This window comes from Rhodomicrobium lacus, assembly GCF_003992725.1.
GTDB lineage: Bacteria > Pseudomonadota > Alphaproteobacteria > Rhizobiales > Rhodomicrobiaceae > Rhodomicrobium > Rhodomicrobium lacus.
Map to the genome: position 1 here is coordinate 495,583 of NZ_RZNF01000012.1, position 18,936 is coordinate 514,518.

Genomic DNA, 18,936 nt, shown 5'->3' on the forward strand with positions numbered 1-18,936 from the left:
GTCGACCCGGTGACGTGAGGCTGGGAGGGGGGAGGACTGCAAGCAACCGTCGCCCGAGCAACTCGCGCGACGGCTGCCATTTCTATGCGTGGAATTATTACGACTTGTCGCCGATCTTGAAGAGGCGCGGCAACGGTGCCTTGGAATTGGGGCCGAACCAGGCATCGTAGATTTTGGCGGCCCGACCGCTGGCTTCGAGTTCGACCAGCGTCTCGTTCACGAAGTCGACGAGGCGCTTTTCACCCTTCGGAATACCGACGCCGATATAGTCGTCGGAGATGGTGAAGGCCGGAATCTCGTAGTTCTCCTTGTCAGGCACGTTGGCCAGAAGACCGACGAGCTTCGGACCGTCCTGCGTGATCGCCTGCACATTGCCGTTGCGCAGAGCCGTGAAAGCGAACGGTGTATCGTCGAAGGCAACGATCACGGCATTGGGGTAGTCGCGCCTGAGCACGATCTCGTTGGTTGTGCCCTTGTCCGCACCGATACGAAGACCGTTCAGCTGTTCGCGCGAGGAAAGCGTGCCCTTCTTGGCCAGAAACTGCTGACCGGACGAGAAATAGGGAATACTGAAATCGAGCTGCTTGGCACGCTCCTCGGTGATGGTGAAGTTTGCCAGCACCAGATCGACCTTGTCGGACGTCAGCAGCGGGATGCGATTGGCCGGATTCGTGGGACGCAGTTCCAGCTTGACGCCCAGTTTATCGGCGAGCGCTTGCGCGTAGTCGTCATCGAGCCCGGTTATCTGCCTCGTCTTCGGGTCGACGAATCCGAACGGCGGGTTGCTGTCGAAGGCTGCCACGCGAAGCACGCCGGCTTTCTTGATGTCGTCGAGCTTGTCGGCACTGGCCGTGCCGATGGTGAGAAGCGTGGCGAGCGCCACAAGGCCATATTTGAGCATAGCACATCCCCCATTGAGTCGCGGTCGAATGACCATTGATCAGAGCAGGCCAGCGTCCTGTCACACGGAGCGAAAGGCCGTCTGCCCATTTCTATAGCATATATCGTTCTTCAATAAAAATACTAGAAATTAGTTCCACGCAGGGGTGTGTGATGTGTCATTCGTTGGCATGATTTTTCAAGCGCTGCGGGTCTGACCAGAACCTCTGGTGCTTCCACAGCCGCCACGCTACCGCTTTAACCGCGCGCGCAGCGTTGAGTTGGCGGACCAGGGGCCGCAGCCAGAGAGCGTCGCCGGTCAGATATCCAGGTTCGACACCGACAGCGCGTTCTGCTGGATGAAGTCGCGGCGCGGCTCCACCACGTCGCCCATGAGCTTGGCGAAAATCTCGTCCGCGTCCGCAAGCTCGCCGAGCTTCACCTGAAGGAGGGTGCGCACATTCGGATCGAGGGTCGTCTCGCGGAGCTGCTCCGGGTTCATCTCGCCCAACCCTTTATAGCGCTGCATGGTGACGCCTACGCGACCCGCGGCAAATACCGCGTTCAGGAGGTCGCGCGGCCCATGCAGGGGCGTTTCCGTGCCCTTGCGCTCAAGCACGGTCTTGCCGGAGAAAAGCTCCGCAAACTCCGGGTGATAGGAATGCAGCTTGCGGGCGTCGGCGGAATGCGACAGTGCACTGTCGATGGCATGCGCTTCCCGGACGCTTCTCACTTCGCGCTCGAACACAAAGCCGCCGTCCGCTCCCCGACTCCACGACCAGCCTTGCTCGGCTTCCTCGGAGAGTGCCTTCATCCGTTCGACCACCTTGTCGGCGAGCCGAGCGGCCTCATCTTCGTCCTCGTCGAGAAGCTTCGGATTGAGAAGGCCAGCGATCGCCGCCTGCTCCACAACGGCGCGGGAATAGCGCAGATGCAGCCCGTCGAGCACATGGCTGAAGGAGCGAGCGCGCTCCACGGCCTGACGCAGATCGCGGCCCGAACGACGCTCGCCGTCGCCGTTCACAAACACCGAGCCTTCCAGCCCGCCGTCGATCAGGAAGTCCTCGAAGGCGCGCTGATCCTTGAGATAGTTCTCGGAACTGCCGCGCTTCACCTTGTACAGCGGCGGCTGGGCAATGTAGACGTGCCCCGACTCGATGAGCTGCGGCATCTGCCGATAGAAGAACGTAAGCAACAGCGTGCGGATATGCGCGCCGTCGACATCGGCGTCGGTCATGATGATGATGCGGTGATAGCGCAGCTTCGAGAGGTCGAAGTCGTCGCGACCGATGCCGGTGCCCAGCGCCGTGATGAGCGTGCCGATTTCCTGACTCGAGAGCATCTTGTCGAACCGCGCGCGCTCCACGTTCAGGATCTTGCCGCGAAGAGGCAGCACGGCCTGATTGGAACGGTCGCGGCCCTGCTTGGCCGAGCCGCCCGCGCTGTCGCCCTCGACGAGGAACACTTCCGATTTCGATGGATCGCGCTCCTGACAGTCGGCGAGCTTGCCGGGCAGGTTCGCGACATCGAGCACGCCCTTGCGGCGGGTGAGTTCACGCGCCTTCCGCGCCGCTTCGCGTGCCGCCGCCGCTTCCGCCACCTTGAGCAGGATCAGCTTGCCTTCGACCGGATGCTCCTCGAACCATGTGCCAAGAGTCTCCGTCATCGTGCTCTCGACGGCGGGGCGCACCTCGGACGACACGAGCTTGTCCTTGGTCTGACTGGAGAATTTCGGGTCCGCCACCTTCACCGACAAGACGCAGGTCAAGCCCTCTCGCGCGTCGTCGCCGGTGAGTTGCACCTTTTCCTTCTTGGCCACGCCGGTCGATGCGGCATAGGTGTTGATGGTGCGCGTCAACGCCGCGCGGAAGCCCGCCAAGTGCGTTCCGCCGTCGCGCTGCGGAATGTTGTTCGTAAAGCAGAGCACGTTCTCGTGGTAGCCGTCGTTCCACCACAGCGCGGCCTCCACCGCGACGCCATCGCGCTCCGACCGGACGAAAACCGGCACTGGGAAGAGCGGCGTTCTCGCGCGGTCCAGATATTCGACGAAAGCCTTGAGACCACCCTCGTACTTGAATTCACTTTTCACCGGCTCGACGCCACGCAGATCCGTGAGCCGGATATAAACGCCGGAGTTGAGGAAGGCGAGTTCGCGCAGCCGGAATTCGAGCGTCGCATAGTCGAAGTCGACCATGGTGAACGTCGCCGCGCTTGGCATGAAGGTCACGCGCGTGCCGCGCCGATCCGGCGCCGCGCCGACGATCTTCAGCGGCTCGACCGGAACGCCGTCCGCGAACGCCATGAAATGCTCATGCCCGCCGCGCCAGATGGTGAGTTCAAGCCGCGTCGACAGCGCATTCACCACCGACACGCCCACGCCGTGCAGGCCGCCAGACACCTTGTAGGAATTCTGGTCGAACTTGCCGCCCGCATGGAGCTGGGTCATGATGACTTCGGCTGCGGAGACGCCTTCCTGCGGATGGATTTCCGTGGGAATGCCGCGCCCGTTGTCCTCCACCGTGACGGAGCCGTCGGCGTTCAGCGTGACCGACACATAATCCGCATAGCCGCCCAGCGCCTCGTCGATGGCGTTATCCACCACCTCATAGACCATGTGGTGGAGGCCCGAGCCGTCGTCCGTGTCGCCGATATACATGCCGGGGCGCTTGCGCACCGCATCGAGGCCCTTGAGAACCTTGATGCTGTCGGCGCCATAGGCTTCCACCTCAGCGTCCCTGCGTCTTGCTGCTTCCATAAATGCACCTGGTTGTGCCGCCCTGGGCGACGAAGACATTCTCTTATCTAGTGTTTCGCAGCGCGTTCTGCATCATTCGCGGGCATTATAGAGCCGTTTGAAACAACGAAAAGCTGCGTTTCTATGGCGCTTCGCAGTGGCGTGAAGGTGGCGAGGTCGGTCCCCGTCATCCACACCTGCGCGTTGAGCGCGACGATGGATGAAAATAGCGCCTCGCGACGGCCGATGTCGAGGTGGGCGGCGATTTCATCGAGCAGAATCAACGGCGCAATCCCGGCCGCCGCGCGCTTGATGAGCCGCGCCTGCGCCAGAACGAGGCCGACCAGCAGCGCCTTCTGCTCGCCCGTCGAGCACATTCGCGCGGGCATCGCCTTCGGCCCGTGGGTTACGTCGAGGTCCGAGCGGTGCGGACCGGACAGCGTGCGCCCCGCCGCGCGGTCACGGTCTCGGCCATGGGCCAGCGAGCGGACGTAGCCCTCGCGCATGGCGTCTTCTGAAAGTGCGCCAGCCTGTTCTTCCAGCGAGCCGACGAGGGAAAGCGCCGCCCACGGGAAGAGCGAGTCGGGATCGCGGGCGCGTTCCGCTTCGATTTCCGCGGAAAGCGCCGAGACGGCCCGTGCCCGCGCAACCGCCATCGCCACGGCGGCCTCGGCCATCTGCGCCTCGATGGCGGTCAGCATCGGCGGCAAATCGAACTCTTCGAGCGCCTTGTTGCGTTGCCGCATGGCCCTCTCGAAAGAAGCGGCGGCAGCGGCATAGCCGGGGTCGAGGCTGAGCACCAGCCGGTCGAGGAAGCGCCGTCGGTCGGCTGCCGGGCCGGTAAACAGCCCGTCCATCGAGGGCGTGAGCCAGAGCATGCGGATGCGAGCCAGCGCGCCAGATCCCTTCGCAAGCGCATGATCGATCTTGACGGTGCGCGCGGCGCGCGCGGTCAGCATACCGTCGGGCGGGAGCTGAATTCCCGTGCCGATATGTATGTCCTCGCCCGCGACACCAAGCTCTGCGGCCACGGCCCAGCCGCCCGAGCCCCCGCTTCGCGCAAGTTCAGGAAATGGAAGCGAGCGAAGCCCGCGCCCCGCCGTCAGCAACGACACTGCTTCGAGGCAATTCGTCTTCCCGGCGCCGTTTGCCCCGGCAAGTACGACCGGTCCGGCCCCCGTCAGGAGCGTCGCCGCCCTGTAATTACGGAAGTCGGTCAGCGTCAGTTTGGCAATGGCGATTCGGTCGGTTGATTGCATCGAGATCCGGTCGGTGGGAAACGCAATTGCGGACGGAAAACCGGGCCCCACGATTACCGAAATCGCTGTAACGCATTTCCGTAAAACTGGACGCCGAATGTACGATCCTTGCTCGAATGCGGTAGCCCGCGCGCTGTCCTTCGAAAACGAGCGCTGATTGGCGAATAGAGTGCACGTCGAACCGGGACAAAGGCAAGAAAGACCGCAAAGGCGACCCGACACGCGGATGATGAACCAGGCTTTCGGCTGACGGGCTCAGGTCCATTCACGGTCTGGAGCAGCAAAACCCCTTGCCAAGCCCACCGCCTTCCTCAGGTCGCATCAAACGCGCATCGGCATGAGGACATAGAGCGACGTCGCATCCGCCTCATCCGAGATCAGTGTGGGCGAAGAGCCGTCGGCAAGCTTGAACAGCGCTTTCGTACCATCGATCTGCCCGGTGATGTCGAGCAGATAGCGTGCGTTGAAGCCGATTTCGAGCGGGTCGTTCTGGTAATCTGCCGAGATTTCTTCCGTCGCCGACCCCGATTCGGGGTTATTGGCGGAGACGACCAGACGCCCCTCCGCCGCGTTGAGCTTCACCGCCCTGCCCTTCTCCGAAGAAAGGGTCGAGACGCGATCCACCGCTTTCACCAGATCGGCATTTTCGAGTAGCAGCAGCTTCTTGTTGGTTGTCGGAATGACACGCGCATAATCGGGGAATGCCCCGTCGATCAGCTTCGATGTGAGCACGACGTCGCCGACGGCGAAACGGATTTTCGCTGGCGACAGCGTTACCTCGACAGGCGCGGCGCCCGCTTCGAGCAGCTTGATGACCTCACCGACCGCCTTGCGGGGCACGATCACGCCGGGCATGCCGTCCGCGCCTTCCGGGCGTGCCGTCTCGACCTGGGCAAGACGATGTCCATCGGTGGCCACGGCACGAAGCTTCGCGCCCTCCGGGCCATCGACCGAGTGAAGGTAGATGCCGTTCAGATAATAGCGCGTCTCTTCCGTGGAGATGGCAAAGCGCGCCTTCTCGAACAGGCGCTTGAGTTCGGCGGCATCCACGGTGAACCGCGTCGGCAGCTCGGTCTGTCCCATGTCCGGGAAATCGTCGGCAGGGAGGCTCGCCAGCTCAAAGCTCGCACGCCCGGCCGCCACCTTGAGGCGGCCTTCGTCGCCCTTGCGCTCGATCCTGATTTCCGCGCCTTCCGGCAGCTTTCGGACGATATCGTGCAGCGTGTGCGCGGGCACTGTTACCGCGCCCGCAACTTCGACCTTCGCGGGCACGCTTTCGATGGCCTCGATGTCGAGGTCGGTCGCCTTGAACGTCAGCCCGCCATCGCGATCCGCACCGATAAGGATGTTGCTCAGGATCGGAATGGTGTTCCGCCGCTCGACGATGCCCGTGATATGCCCCAGCGCGCGGAGCATTGCGTTCCGATCGACAACAAAGCGCATAAAAACTACCCCGCTGACGCGGTGTTCTCCTTGTTAGGCAAGCATTTGAAGGCCGCGGCGACGAAGAGTCAAGCGCAGCCCGAACAGCTCGTCAGACGTTGCCGTCCTTCAGCATGCGAGAGAGCGAGTCGAGTTCGTCCTTCAGCACACCATCCGCCTGTTTCAGCGACTCGATCTTGCGGATGGCGTGCAGCACCGTCGTGTGGTCGCGTCCGCCGAACCGGCGGCCGATTTCCGGAAGCGAGCGCGAGGTGAGTGTCTTCGCGAGATACATGCCGATCTGACGAGGTCTCACGATGGACTGGTTGCGGCGGCTGGAGAGGAGATCCCCGCGCTGGACGCCGTAGTGCTTGGCGACGATGCGGAGTATGTCATCGATCTTGACCCGCTTAGGCTCCTTCGAGCGGATCAGATCGCCGATGGTGTTTTCGGCGGCGTCGACCGTCACCTTCTCGCCCGTCAGCTGCCACGTCGCGTGCAGACGCGTGATCGCGCCTTCGAGTTCGCGGCCATTCTCGGTGAGCTGGGTTGCGAGATATTCGAGCACATCGCCGGGTACTTCAAACCCCCGCGAAAGCGCGATCTTTTCCGCCGTCCTGCGCTGCAGGATCTTGAGGCGAAGGTCGAAATCGAGCGCGGACATCTCCGCGACGAGCCCGCCCGACAGGCGCGAGCGCATCCGCGCGTCGAAGCTCTCCAGCAGCAAGGGCGCGCAGTCCGCCGCGACGACGACCTGCTTGCCGCCATCGATGAGCGAATTCAGCGTGTGGCAGAACTCCTGCTGGAAGGTGCGTCCCTGCAGGAACTCCATGTCGTCGATGATGAGCAGGTCGATGGTGCGCAGTTTTTCCTTGAAGGCGGGCGCGTCGCGCGTCTGAAGCGCTTCCGCGAAGCTGTACATGAAACGCTCGGCGGTGAGGTAGAGCACCTTCGCGTTCGGATTACGCGCCTTCATTTCCCACGCGATGGCGTGGAGAAGATGCGTCTTGCCCATCCCGACACGCGCGTGGATGTAAAGCGGATTGTACTTCAGCGGCTGATCGGGCGTGCTTTCCGCCACCTGAAACGCCGCCGCGTGAGCGAGCCGATTCGGCGAGCCGACCACGAACGACTGGAACGTGTAGCGCGGGTCGAGGGGCGACCCCTCGAAGCCCTCAAGCCCGGTGCGGCCATCGCGGGCGGGCGTGTTGACGATGCGAAGCGGCACGGCGGGCGACGGTGCGGCCTGCACCTTCGGCATCACCGGCTCCACCGCGGCCGTGGCCGCGGCGGGCGACGGCTTCATCTTCTCCACCGGAGCGAGATGAGGTTGGCGAACGCGGAATTCGAGGCGGTTGACGCCGTTCAATTCCGTGCCGCAGCAGGCGAGCAGCTTGTCGGAATAGTGAGATTGCAGCCAGTTGCGCAAAAACTTCGTCGGAACAGAAACCTGCACCACGCGTCCATCGCATGAGTCCAGCTCGACGCGACCAAACCAGCTCGTAAAGACGTCTTCGCCGAGTTCGGCGCGCAGGCGGCTCTGTATACGCCGCCATTTGTGTTCGATCGACGTCTGTTCGATCGAAGAGGTTGTCGAGAGATTCAGGGCTTCCATTTCAACATCCTCGCGGCCCGTTCCGGGCCTCAGCGTTTCATCAGATATGTTTGTTCGGCCTTGGAAATACGCGCTACGCCGCGAAGGCGAGCGCCCGGCCGTCGTCAATATCGAGCAAAGCGTCCTGACACCCCGGAATCACCGGGGCCAGAATACGATGCGGCCGCGCCGCCTTTCCGGGGCGCCGTCGCGTGATCAGGCTGGAAGGACGATCAGGCTCATGCTGGGAAGGATGGCTGGCCGGGGCGGACACAAAGACCGCGTCGGCGAGTTCGGATGCCAGATTCTGGAACTCCCTCGATGCGACATAAGCCTTCCATGGAAGGGAAGGATGCTCGGCCTTCGAGGTCTCGACCCGGTGGCGACGCTGATGTCGCGGAACGAGTCCGTGCGCCTGATCCGAAAGAATCGGACGCATATGGCGCGTAACAGGGAACTTCCACGCATAAACACATACAGATTGCGGCAGAGCCGCGATGCTTTCACTTCGCATACGTCTTCCTCCCGCCCAATGCCTTGCGGACAGAAGGTGAACACAACTCCGGACGGAGTCCGGCGCGCACCGACTATCCATTGCCTGATCATGGACATCGCGCTGCACCCGTGGAGGCCACCCCACTTGGCTCAGCTCGGTACGCATTACAAGGTTACACTTTCAGGAGGGGAACACCCCCGTTCGGAGACCCAACAATACAAAGGCTGGAGCCCCTGCGCAAGTGGCCTCCCCCTCGGCCCAAGCTCTAAATCCACACGCCAAGATTGCATTTCGCTCTTCGCGCCGACGCGGAAAATGGCTCGCAAGCGACTGGAATCGTTAACGATTCGTTTACTTTTGCGCCGCGACAAAAAATGCGGGGCCGCCTGTCGGCGGCTCCCGCATTGGTTGCTGATTTTCTTTGGCCGGAGAAGCGCGCTTAGCCCAGCGCAATGGGCGCCTTCGCGCACGAAGCACTAAGCATCTGAAACCGTTATAAATTTCGCTCCATCTTTTCAGCGGGAGCGAAACGCTCGCTTAAGTTACTGATGCAATTCCGCATCAGCTTTCAGAAATCTAGGCAGCCTGGCCGAGAGCCTTGATGCGAGCCGACAGCCGGGAGATCTTGCGAGACGCGGTGTTCTTGTGGAGGATGCCCTTCGAGGCCGAGCGCATGATCTCAGGTTGTGCCTCGCGCAGCGCCAGATTAGCGGCTTCCTTGTTGCCGGACGCGATTGCTTCCTCAACCTTACGCACGAAGGTGCGCACGCGGCTCTTGCGCGCCTTGTTGATCAGCGTGCGGCGTTCCGCCTGTCGGGCGGCTTTCTTGGCCGATTTCGTATTTGCCATATGACGTAGTCCTCTCGCGAGCGAACAACCCGCGCCTTCGAGCCGTTTCGGGAATGAAATACCGTGTCCGCTAGCCCCTTGGGCAGCAACCTGCCCTGCATATACCTGCGAAGCCGGCGAGCGTCAATGTCGGGCGGCGTGAAGCCACATTTCTCTCTCGGTAACGCTCTGGTTTCACGAGCCGAGAACGTTCAGAGCCACCGCGCGCGGATTGCGCGGCCCGTCATCGATCCGCAGCGGCTCCATCTTGACCACAAGCAGGGCGATCAGCAAGAGCGCAATGTAAAAAAGACCGATCGTGCCGATCACATCCGAAACGCTGCCTGCATCATCGCCGTCTTCGTTGCCGCGACCGTACCGCATCGGCCCTCCCTATCAAACGACGCGAGTGACAAGAATGTCACCTGCAAGACTAAGGTATGAGAGGGAGGTCTGAGAAGTCTTAAGTTTCCGGGTGCGATCCCGCCAAGCCGTTCGGGCGCGCGTTCTTCTCCTCAAGCGCAAGAAGCGTCTCGCGGTCGAGCGTGAAGCCGCTGGCGATGAACCGCTCTTCCAGATAGCGCAGATGCGCGCCGAGCCCCGGACCGGGCAGCCACCCCTCGTTCAGAAGATCCGCGCCGTTGACCGGGAATTTGGGGCGCTGCCATTCGCGCGGCAGTTCGGCCGCGAATCGCCACGCCCCATCGTCCAAAGGCGCGCCGGACGCAGCCCACCCGATCAGCACGCTGCCGAGATAGGTGCGCGCGCCGATTCGATAGAGGAGCGTTTCGAGATCCCGCTTGCCCAGCGGTGCACGAAACCACGGCGCAACGGAAGCGAGCCCCATCAGATCGTTTCGCTCGTCGTTCGATAGCCGCAACCTGCCTGCGAGCCGCTCGGCGTCCTCCTCGACGAAGACCGAGAGCGCGGCGAGCCGGTACATCGGATCAGGCATCATCTCAAGTTCAGCCTCGATCGCAGCGATGCGCTCGAATCGGCTGCGCCGGGCGATGCCGCCGAGCACGATGAGAAGGAGCCCGCTTTCGTCCATGACGCGAATCGCGTCGGGGGCTCGCACCGTCACCAGAATTCGCAGCATTTCCGCGCGAACGCGCTCCGCCGAAAGGCGCTTCAATCCATGCCGCTCGCGAATCGCGGCGGCCACACCGTCCGCGTCGAAGTCGCCATTCGCATAGTCGGCGCTGAAGCGGAAGAATCGCAGAATGCGCAAATAGTCTTCGCGGATGCGCGTATCCGCGTCGCCGACAAACCGCACGCGCCGCGCGAGAAGGTCCGCCAGTCCATCGAGCGGATCGTAAACCGCACCGGCAGCGTCTGCATAAAGGGCGTTGAGCGTGAAATCACGGCGGCGCGCGTCCTCAGCCCAGTTGTCGGCGAAGGCCACAGTCGCGCGTCTTCCGTCGGTATCGACATCGCGGCGCAGCGTCGTCACCTCGAAGGGAACGCCGTCCACCACGAGCGTGATCGTGCCGTGGTCGATGCCGGTCGGGACCGTCTTGATGCCGGCGGCGGCGGCAAGGCGAAGCGTGTCGTCCGGCTTCGCGGTCGTCGCGAAATCGACGTCCATCACCGGCTCGTCGAGAAGCGCGTTGCGCACCGCGCCGCCGACCGCGCGCACCTCGAACCCCTCGCGGTTGAGGCAGGCGAACACGGCCCGCACCTCGGGCGCGCGAAACCACGCCGCATCAGCCACAGTCACGTTTTCAAGCTTGGTCATATGTCGTCTCGCCCTCGTATCGCGGGGCATACAGCCTTTCGTAAAGGTTGCGCAACATTGCAGCCGTCGCGCCCCAGATGAACCGCTCCTCGAACTGCATCGCGTGAAACAGGATGCGGTAGTCCTGCCACTCGCGCAAATGGCGCAGATGATTCCGCTCGTTCATGAGAAAGGAGAGCGGCACCTCGAAAACGTCTGCCACCTCGTTCGGCTCGGGTTGGGGCACGAAGGCCGGGTCCACCAGCCCCATCACGGGGATGACGCGAAAGCCCGTACCGGTGTTATGAAGATCGAGCAGCGCGAGGGGCTTCACCAATTCCGGGAGAAGGCCGATTTCCTCGCGCGCCTCGCGCAGCGCGCTGTGGATGGGCGTCGGATCCGACGTTTCGATTTTTCCGCCCGGAAACGCCACCTGCCCGGCATGCGCGGACAGATGCGCCGTGCGCAGCGTCAGCAACACCGTCACCTCGGGCTCGCGCGCGACGATGGGCACGAGCACCGCCGCCATGCGCCATTTCTCGGGGGGAATGAGAAATTCGAGCCTTAAATTTGCGTTAGGATTACCCGTCTCGTCGAGGCGCCGCCCCGCGTCGATGCCGTAGGTAACCGGCTGTTTCGCCATCCAGACCGCCTTTTCGAGGCCGATGCCGCGCGAATGCGCCAGGGCGGAAAAACCCGTTGGCGAAAAGGGACTTATCTCAAGCCCGGATACCTGCGCCGAAAGCCCTGCCATGGGCACCGTCTCCACAAAACGAACAAAGTGATGCAGCGCTCTTCCAGAATGTGAGCCGCTGCCAGGGCGCGCCGCCAGGCGTTAAGGCTGCTCCCCGGCGGTTGTATCACCGGGGCGCGGCAGCATATACTCTCATTATCGAAGTGCGTCTTAACCCAGCAGGTTTGAATCGATGCTGCATCCCTCCGAGCCGGACATCGTTTCCCGCGTGGACGACATTCGCGCAAAAGTTGCGCGCGTCAAGGAATCGATCTCCCGCGTCATCTTCGGGCAGGATGCCGTGATCGAGCTTGTGCTCGTCAACATCCTGTCCGGCGGCCACGCGCTGCTGATCGGCGTACCTGGCCTCGCGAAGACCTCGCTCGTGGAGGCGCTGGGCTCTGCCCTCGGACTTGACGCGAAGCGCATCCAGTTCACGCCCGACCTCATGCCGTCCGACATCGTCGGCACCGAAGTGCTTGAGGAGAAAGACGGTCGCCGCAGCTTCCGCTTCGTGCCGGGGCCGGTCTTCGCGCAGCTTCTCATGGCGGACGAGATCAATCGCGCCAGCCCGAAGACGCAATCCGCGCTCCTTCAGGCGATGCAGGAACAGCAGGTGACCTATGCCGGGCAGACCTACCCGCTGCCGTCGCCCTTCTTCGTGCTCGCGACGCAAAACCCGCTTGAACAGGAAGGCACTTATCCTCTTCCCGAGGCGCAGCTCGACCGCTTCCTGCTTCAGGTGGACGTGTCCTATCCCGACGCGGCCGCGGAACGCCGCATGCTTTATTCCACCACCGGCACCGAGGATCGCACCGTGCAGCCCGTGCTGACGGCAGACGAAGTGATCGCGGCGCAGCGGCTCGTGCGCCAGGTTCCGGCGGGCGACAGCGTGGTCGACGCCATCCTTGGGCTTGTCCGCTCCGCGCGTCCGAACACGCAGGAAGCCGGGCCGCGCGTGAACGAACTCGTCGCCTGGGGTCCGGGTCCGCGCGCGAGCCAGTCGCTCATGCTTACGGTCCGCGCCCGCGCCCTGCTCGACGGCCGGTTCGCGCCGTCCATCGACGATGTGATTGCGCTCGCCAAGCCCGTGTTGCGCCACCGCATGGCGCTGACCTTCGGGGCGCGCACGGAGAACGTCACCGTCGACGAGGTCATCGATTCCCTGCTCGCGAAGCTGAAATAGCCGAGGCCGCCCCCTTTGACGACTGCGTCGGAACTCCTTTCGCGGCCCTCGGCCCTCGCTCTTGAAGGCGCATCGCAGGATCTCGTGGCCAAGCTGCCCGCGCTTCTGATGGAAGCGCGGCGCGTGGCGATCACGGTCGCGCAGGGAACGCATGGACGGCGGCGCGCGGGGCCTGGCGAAACCTTCTGGCAATACCGCACTTTCGAGGCGGGCGACCCGTCCGCGCTGATCGACTGGCGGCGCTCCGCCGGTTCGAGCCACCTTTACGTCCGCGAACGCGAGTGGGAGGCGGCCCACACGGTCTGGATCTGGATCGACCTTTCGGCTTCCATGATGTTTCGCTCGCACCTGGCATCGCAATCGAAGGCAGAGCGGGCAGTGGTTCTGGCGCTCGCGCTGGCGACGCTCCTTTCCGAAGCGGGCGAGCGCGTCGGCATTCCGGGCCTCATGGAGCCGAAGACGAGGCGGAATGCCGCCACCGCGATGGTCGAGGCGATTGCGCGGGGTATCGGCGCGCTGGACGGGCTGCCGGAAGGCGGCCGACGCGTCAGCCGTCATTCGGAAATCGTGATCTTCAGCGACTTTCTTGAGCCGGAAGCCTCGCTCGCGGCGCGTTTCGCGCTCCTCGCGCGACAGGGGTCGCGCGGCCATCTCATGCGTATCCTCGACCCCGCCGAGGAGAGCCTTCCCTATCAGGGCCGCGTCGACTTCGTGGACGCCGAAAACGGCGAGCATTACGTCGCCGAGCGCGCCGAAAGCCTGCGGGACGACTATGGCGCCAGACTTGCCGCTCATAAGGCCGCGCTCGCCCAGCATGCCCGTGCCGTCGGCTGGTCGCCCTTTCTGCATCACACCGATCGCGCCGCGACTGAAGCGCTGCTCGCGCTGCACATGCATCTGTCGGGCCTCGAAAAAGCCTACCGTGCGACAGGCTTCGTGAAGGGCCAACCGCAGGCGGGGAACGATCCATGATCGGCGCGCTTCAATCGCTAAGCTTTTCCGCGCCCTGGATGCTGACGGGGCTTGCCGCGCTGCCGCTGATCTGGTGGCTGCTTCGCGCGACGCCGCCGCGCCCGGACACCGTCGCCTTCCCGCCGACCTCCATCCTTGTCGGGCTGAAGCATCGGGAGAAGACGCCCGTGCGCAGCCCGTGGTGGCTGACAGCCTTGCGCATTCTCGTTGCCGCAGCCGTGATCGGCGCGCTCGCCGGGCCGCATATCAAGCCCCAGGCAACCGCCAGTTCGACGCTCGCGCAGCCGCTCCTTGTCGTCGTGGACAACGGCTGGCAGAGCGCGAGCCGCTGGGCCGCGCGCCGTGCCTTCGCCGAGCAACTCGCCGCTCTCGCCGAAGGCAGTGGACAGACGCTGTTTCTTGGAGTCACAGCCGGCCCGGCCGCGCCGCTTCAGCCGATGACCCCTGTGGAATTCCGCCAGCGCTTCGCCTCGCTCTTGCCGCAGCCGTACCCCGGCGACCGCGCGGGGCTTGCCGCGCAGGTCGAGCGCGAGCTTGGCGCGCAGCGCGGCGAGCTTTCCGTGGCCTGGCTCGCGGACGGCATCGAGGACAGCGGCGCCTCGGCGCTCAACAAGGCGCTGGCGAACGTCGCTGCGGGCGGTGTCATCGACCTTTACGGCGATCCGAACGGCGCGGGCGCGGTCGCGCTGACCCGGGCGACGTCTGCGAATGCCGGACCGATCGCGGCGAAGATCCTGCGAGCGGAATCGTCGCCCCAGAGCGGTCAGGTCGCAGCGTTGACGGCGCGCGGCGAGCGGTTGTCGGTGGCGTCCTTCGATCTCAGGAGCGGAGCATCATCGGCGGAAGTCGCCTTTGACCTGCCGCTTGATCTTCGCAATCAGGTCGCGCGGCTCGAAATCGTGGGCGAGGCGTCAGCGGGCGCTGTTTTTCTGCTCGACGGGCGCTCGCAGCGCCGTCGCGTGGGCCTCGTGGCGACCGAAGGAAACGACGAAGCGCAGCCGCTCCTGTCGCCGACCTATTATCTCGAACGCGCACTGACGCCCTTCGCGGAGATCGTTCGTCCGCGCACCGCCAATCTCGACGTCGCGACCGCCGATCTGGTGGCGGCGAAGCCCTCGGTGATCATCCTTTCCGACGTGGGGCGCCTGTCCGGTTCCGTCCGCGAACGGCTGAACGCCTTCGTGGAAGGCGGCGGGATGCTGATCCGTTTCGCCGGGCCGAGGCTCGAACAGGGCGGCGATACGCTTCTTCCCGCGCCGTTGCGCGAAGGCGGGCGCACGCTTGGCGGGGCTATGACGTGGACATCGCCCCAGACGCCCGCAGCCTTCGAGGAGGAGTCGCCGTTCAACCGGCTGGCGATCCCGAAGGATGTCGCCATAACGCGGCAGGTTCTGGCCGACCCGGCCAAGATGCCACGAGAAACGAAAGTCTGGGCACGCCTTTCCGACGGAACGCCGCTTGTCACTGCGGCGCGGCGCGGCACCGGAACTTTAGTCTTTTTTCACATTACCGCGAACCCGGATTGGTCTAATCTACCTATTTCGGGTCTTTTCGTCGAAATGATGCGTAAAACACTTGAAGCGTCGCCGTTGCAGTTTTCTCCGACCTCGAAAACGGGGGCCGATCCGTTGGACATGCAGGCGGCCGCCCTCAATCAGGATGTTCCGCTGAAACCCTGGCGCGTCCTCGACGGATTTGGAAAGCTTGGCGTACCGGGCGAACGCGCGCAGCCAATAGCGGCTGGCGCCGCCGATACGGCCCGGGTCAACGCAGCGAACCCGCCCGGGCTTTATGGCCCGCAGAACGCAGTGCGCGCCCTGAACGCCGTTCAGGACGGCGACACCTTCGCATCGCTCAAGGCGGTGGACGGCGCGCGCGTGTCCGTATTCACCGAGGCCAAGACCATCGCGCTCGCGCCCTGGCTTTTCCTCGCCGCGCTCTGCCTCTTCCTGCTCGACGGCGTGGCATGCGCACTCTTCCTCGGCCGCAGCGCACCGCGCTGGCGGAAACCGGCTGCCGCCGCGCTCGCTCTCGGCTTGGGCCTCGCTCTCAGCTTCGCGCCCGAGTCGCGCGCAGAAGCCCGCAACGTTGCGCCCAAGCCTGCCGCGAATGCGTCCGACCTCTCCAAGGATGCCGCCGACTTCGCCATGGCGGCCTCGCTTGAAACGCGCTTCGCTTACGTTCTCACGGGCAATTCCGAGGCGGACAGCGTGAGCCAGGCGGGCCTCGCGGGGCTCTCCCGCATCCTGTCCGCGCGCACGGCGGTGGAGCCGGGCGAGCCGATCGCGGTCGACCCGGCGAAGGACGAACTCGTGTTCTTCCCGCTCATCTACTGGCCGGTGCTGGCGAACGCCGAACCGCTGCCGGATCACGTGCTGGCGAAAGTGGATGCCTACATGAAACAGGGCGGCCTCATCATTTTCGACACAAAGAACGATGAGGCGAGCCCCGAGAGTCTGCTTGCTCGTGGCGGCCGGACGCCGCTGTCTCAGCTTCTCGGCAAGCTCGACATTCCGCCGCTCCAGCGCGTGCCGGACGATCACGTGCTCACGCGGTCGTTTTATCTGCTGCAATCCTTCCCCGGCCGCTGGGACAACGGCGATCCATGGGTGGAGGCGCGGCAGGAGTCCGGCGACGCGGCGCGGCGCGGCGTGAAGTCGGACGGCGTCAGCTCCATCATCGTCACGTCGAACGATCTCGCCTCCGCCTGGGCGATGGACGACGCGGACCGGCCGATGTTCGCTGTCGTGCCCGGCGGGGAGGATCAGCGCGAAATGTCGTACCGCGTCGGCGTCAATATCGCGATGTACGCGCTCACGGGGAACTACAAGGCCGATCAGGTCCATGTGCCCGCCATCCTCGAACGGCTGGGGCATTAGGCACGCGATGAATTGGTCGTTCGAGTTTTTTCCGTTTTTCCCGCGCGAAGTGCTGATCGCGCTGGCGGTTGCCAGCCTTGTGGTGCTCGCGCTCTCGGCCTGGCGCAACCGACGCGGCCTTTTCCTGCGGGCGCTCGCACTCGCCTGTCTCCTTCTCGCGCTTGCCAATCCCAATCTGAAGAACGAGGTGCGTCAGTCTCTCTCCAACATCGCCGTGGTGGTGGTGGACGAAAGCTCCAGCATGCAGCTCGCCGGTCGCGCCGACCGCGCCCGCGACATCGAAGCGGCGCTGAAGGAAAAATTCTCTCAGATTCCCGATCTCGAAGTGCGCTGGGTGCACGCCGCGCCGACCGACCAGCAAGGCGGCGAGTCGACCGAACTTTTCGCCGCGCTCGACAAGGCCATGGGCGACATCCCGCCGGGACGCGTAGCGGGCGCCGTGTTCGTCACCGATGGACAGATACACGACGTGCCCGCCGACAAGACGCGGCTCGGCTTCGATGCGCCGGTTCACGCGCTGATCGCGGGCGCGCCCGACGAAAAGGACAATCGTATCGAGGTTGTCTCGGCGCCGCGCTTCGGCCTTGTCGGCTCCGAGCAGACCGCCGAGATCCGCGCGGAGAAAAGCGGCAAGGATGGCGACGGGATGGCAACCATCTCGATTCGCCGCGCTTCCGGGCCGGTCGAGACCATTACCGCGCCTTACGGCAAGACTGTGCCGATCAGGATGCGTTTCGACCGCGCCGGGCCCAATATCGTGGAAATCGATCTGAAGGCGGAGCCGGGCGAACTCACAACGATCAACAACAAGACCGTCATTCAGGCGCATGGCGTCCGCGAGAACTTGCGCGTGCTGCTGGTTTCGGGCGAGCCGCATGCGGGCGAACGCACATGGCGCAACCTGCTGCGCTCCGACGCGGCGGTCGACCTCGTGCATTTCACCATCCTCCGGCCGCCGGAGAAACACGACGGCACGCCGATCGACCAGCTTTCGCTGATCGCGTTTCCGACGCGCGAGCTTTTTTCCGAGAAGCTGAACCAGTTCGATCTCATCATCTTCGACCGATATCAGCGCCGCGCGGTGCTGCCGATGGTCTATCTCGATAATGTCGCGCGCTATGTCGAGCAGGGCGGCGCGGTGCTCGTGGCGGCTGGCGCGGATTACGCCTCACCCGTGAGCCTCGCGCGGACGCCGCTCGGTCAGGTGCTGCCCGCGCGTCCGACCGGCCGCGTGGTGGAGGAACCGTTCCGTCCCTCCATCACCAAGGAGGGCGAGAAACATCCCGTCACGGCGGGGCTTCCCGGCTCGCCGAAGAAGGACGGACAGGAGCCGAAATGGGGCCACTGGTTCCGCGTGGTGGATAGTCAGGCCGATCGCGGCGAGGTGGTCATGAGCGGTGCCGAAGGCAAGCCTCTGCTCGTGCTCGACAGGCGCGGCGAGGGCCGCGTGGCGCTGCTGCTCTCCGATCACGCCTGGCTCTGGGCGCGTGGCTATGAAGGCGGCGGCCCGCATGTGGATTTGCTGCGACGCCTCGCGCACTGGCTGATGAAGGAACCGGACCTCGAAGAAGAGGCGCTTTCGGCGCGCGCGGGCCGGAGCGAGATCACAGTGGAACGCCGCTCCGTGAAAAGCGAAATCGGCGAGGCGACGCTGACCCTACCCTCGGGCAAGGAGGTGAAGGTTGCCCTCGACGAAACCGCACCGGGTCGCTTCTCCAAAACAATACCGACGAATGAGGCGGGAGTGCATCGGGTCGCGATGGACGGACTGACAGCCGTAGCCATCGCGGGCGACCTGAATTCGCCCGAGTTCCGCAAGGTTATCGCAACCAGCGAACCGATACGACCAATCCTCGAAAAGAGCGGCGGCGGCGCGTTTTATCTCGGCGGCACGATGAACGCGCCGGCGAAGGACGTGCCCTCGATATCGATGGTGAAATCCGGTCATCGCTTCGCTGGTGGAACGTGGCTCGGCCTGAAGGCGCAGGACGCATTTGAGGTCAAGGCCGTGTCCTACACGCCGCTCGTGGCGGGATTCGCCGCGCTCGGCCTCGCGCTCGGCCTCCTCGCGCTGACCTGGTATCGCGAGGGCCGTTAGTCTCCGGCCGGTCGGTTCCGCAGCGTCTGTCGGTGAACACCTCTCGGGCGCTTGCAGGCGGCACCGTTTACCGTCCGGTTTGAAGCGCAATCGGACTTGCATTACCCTCGGAGACGCAGCGGAGGCGGCCGATTTACGG

The 18,936-nt window shown here is 64.2% G+C and carries 13 protein-coding genes; 4 read left to right on the top strand and 9 right to left on the bottom strand.

What is annotated here, in order from left to right; all coding sequences use genetic code 11:
• Positions 1-97 precede the first annotated feature (97 nt).
• From EK416_RS11680 to EK416_RS11720, 9 genes are all read right to left on the bottom strand, one after another.
• A complete protein-coding gene (locus EK416_RS11680; RefSeq protein ID WP_127077665.1) occupies positions 98-901 on the bottom strand; it encodes an ABC transporter substrate-binding protein in 804 nt (267 codons plus the stop codon).
• Positions 902-1,198: 297 nt separating this feature from the next.
• Positions 1,199-3,634, bottom strand: coding sequence for a DNA topoisomerase (ATP-hydrolyzing) subunit B (gene gyrB / locus EK416_RS11685; RefSeq protein ID WP_127077666.1), 2,436 nt, complete (start codon positions 3,632-3,634; stop codon positions 1,199-1,201).
• A gap of 47 nt (positions 3,635-3,681) precedes the next feature.
• Complete coding sequence (recF, locus tag EK416_RS11690) at positions 3,682-4,872, bottom strand: DNA replication/repair protein RecF (RefSeq protein WP_127077667.1); 1,191 nt, start codon at positions 4,870-4,872, stop codon at positions 3,682-3,684.
• Between the two features lie 321 nt (positions 4,873-5,193).
• The gene (gene dnaN, locus EK416_RS11695; protein WP_127077668.1) at positions 5,194-6,315 is read right to left on the bottom strand and encodes a DNA polymerase III subunit beta; all 1,122 of its coding nucleotides are present in this window, start codon (positions 6,313-6,315) and stop codon (positions 5,194-5,196) included.
• Positions 6,316-6,406: 91 nt separating this feature from the next.
• Positions 6,407-7,909, bottom strand: coding sequence for a chromosomal replication initiator protein DnaA (gene dnaA / locus EK416_RS11700; RefSeq protein ID WP_127077669.1), 1,503 nt, complete (start codon positions 7,907-7,909; stop codon positions 6,407-6,409).
• A 1,051-nt stretch (positions 7,910-8,960) separates the two neighbouring features.
• The gene (gene rpsT / locus EK416_RS11705) at positions 8,961-9,233 is read right to left on the bottom strand and encodes a 30S ribosomal protein S20 (protein ID WP_127077670.1); all 273 of its coding nucleotides are present in this window, start codon (positions 9,231-9,233) and stop codon (positions 8,961-8,963) included.
• 174 nt (positions 9,234-9,407) lie between these two features.
• Positions 9,408-9,596, bottom strand: coding sequence for a hypothetical protein (locus tag EK416_RS11710; protein ID WP_127077671.1), 189 nt, complete (start codon positions 9,594-9,596; stop codon positions 9,408-9,410).
• A 79-nt stretch (positions 9,597-9,675) separates the two neighbouring features.
• The gene (locus EK416_RS11715; RefSeq protein ID WP_127077673.1) at positions 9,676-10,950 is read right to left on the bottom strand and encodes a CCA tRNA nucleotidyltransferase; all 1,275 of its coding nucleotides are present in this window, start codon (positions 10,948-10,950) and stop codon (positions 9,676-9,678) included.
• The gene (locus tag EK416_RS11720; protein ID WP_245434033.1) at positions 10,937-11,683 is read right to left on the bottom strand and encodes a CoA pyrophosphatase; all 747 of its coding nucleotides are present in this window, start codon (positions 11,681-11,683) and stop codon (positions 10,937-10,939) included. The genes EK416_RS11715 and EK416_RS11720 overlap by 14 nt, the downstream gene beginning before the upstream one ends.
• Positions 11,684-11,855: 172 nt before the next feature.
• On the opposite strand from EK416_RS11720, the gene EK416_RS11725 reads away from it, so the two are divergent.
• The 4 genes from EK416_RS11725 to EK416_RS11740 are packed head-to-tail and all read left to right on the top strand — an operon-like array spanning position 11,856 to position 18,797.
• Complete coding sequence (locus EK416_RS11725) at positions 11,856-12,848, top strand: AAA family ATPase (RefSeq protein ID WP_127077675.1); 993 nt, start codon at positions 11,856-11,858, stop codon at positions 12,846-12,848.
• A 15-nt stretch (positions 12,849-12,863) separates the two neighbouring features.
• Complete coding sequence (locus tag EK416_RS11730) at positions 12,864-13,820, top strand: DUF58 domain-containing protein (RefSeq protein WP_127077677.1); 957 nt, start codon at positions 12,864-12,866, stop codon at positions 13,818-13,820.
• A complete protein-coding gene (locus tag EK416_RS11735) occupies positions 13,817-16,699 on the top strand; it encodes a DUF4159 domain-containing protein (RefSeq protein WP_127077679.1) in 2,883 nt (960 codons plus the stop codon). The genes EK416_RS11730 and EK416_RS11735 overlap by 4 nt, the downstream gene beginning before the upstream one ends.
• Before the next feature lie 7 nt (positions 16,700-16,706).
• On the top strand, positions 16,707-18,797 hold the full coding sequence (locus EK416_RS11740; protein ID WP_127077681.1) for a hypothetical protein: 2,091 nt from the start codon (positions 16,707-16,709) through the stop codon (positions 18,795-18,797).
• The last annotated feature ends 139 nt before the right edge of the window (positions 18,798-18,936 follow it).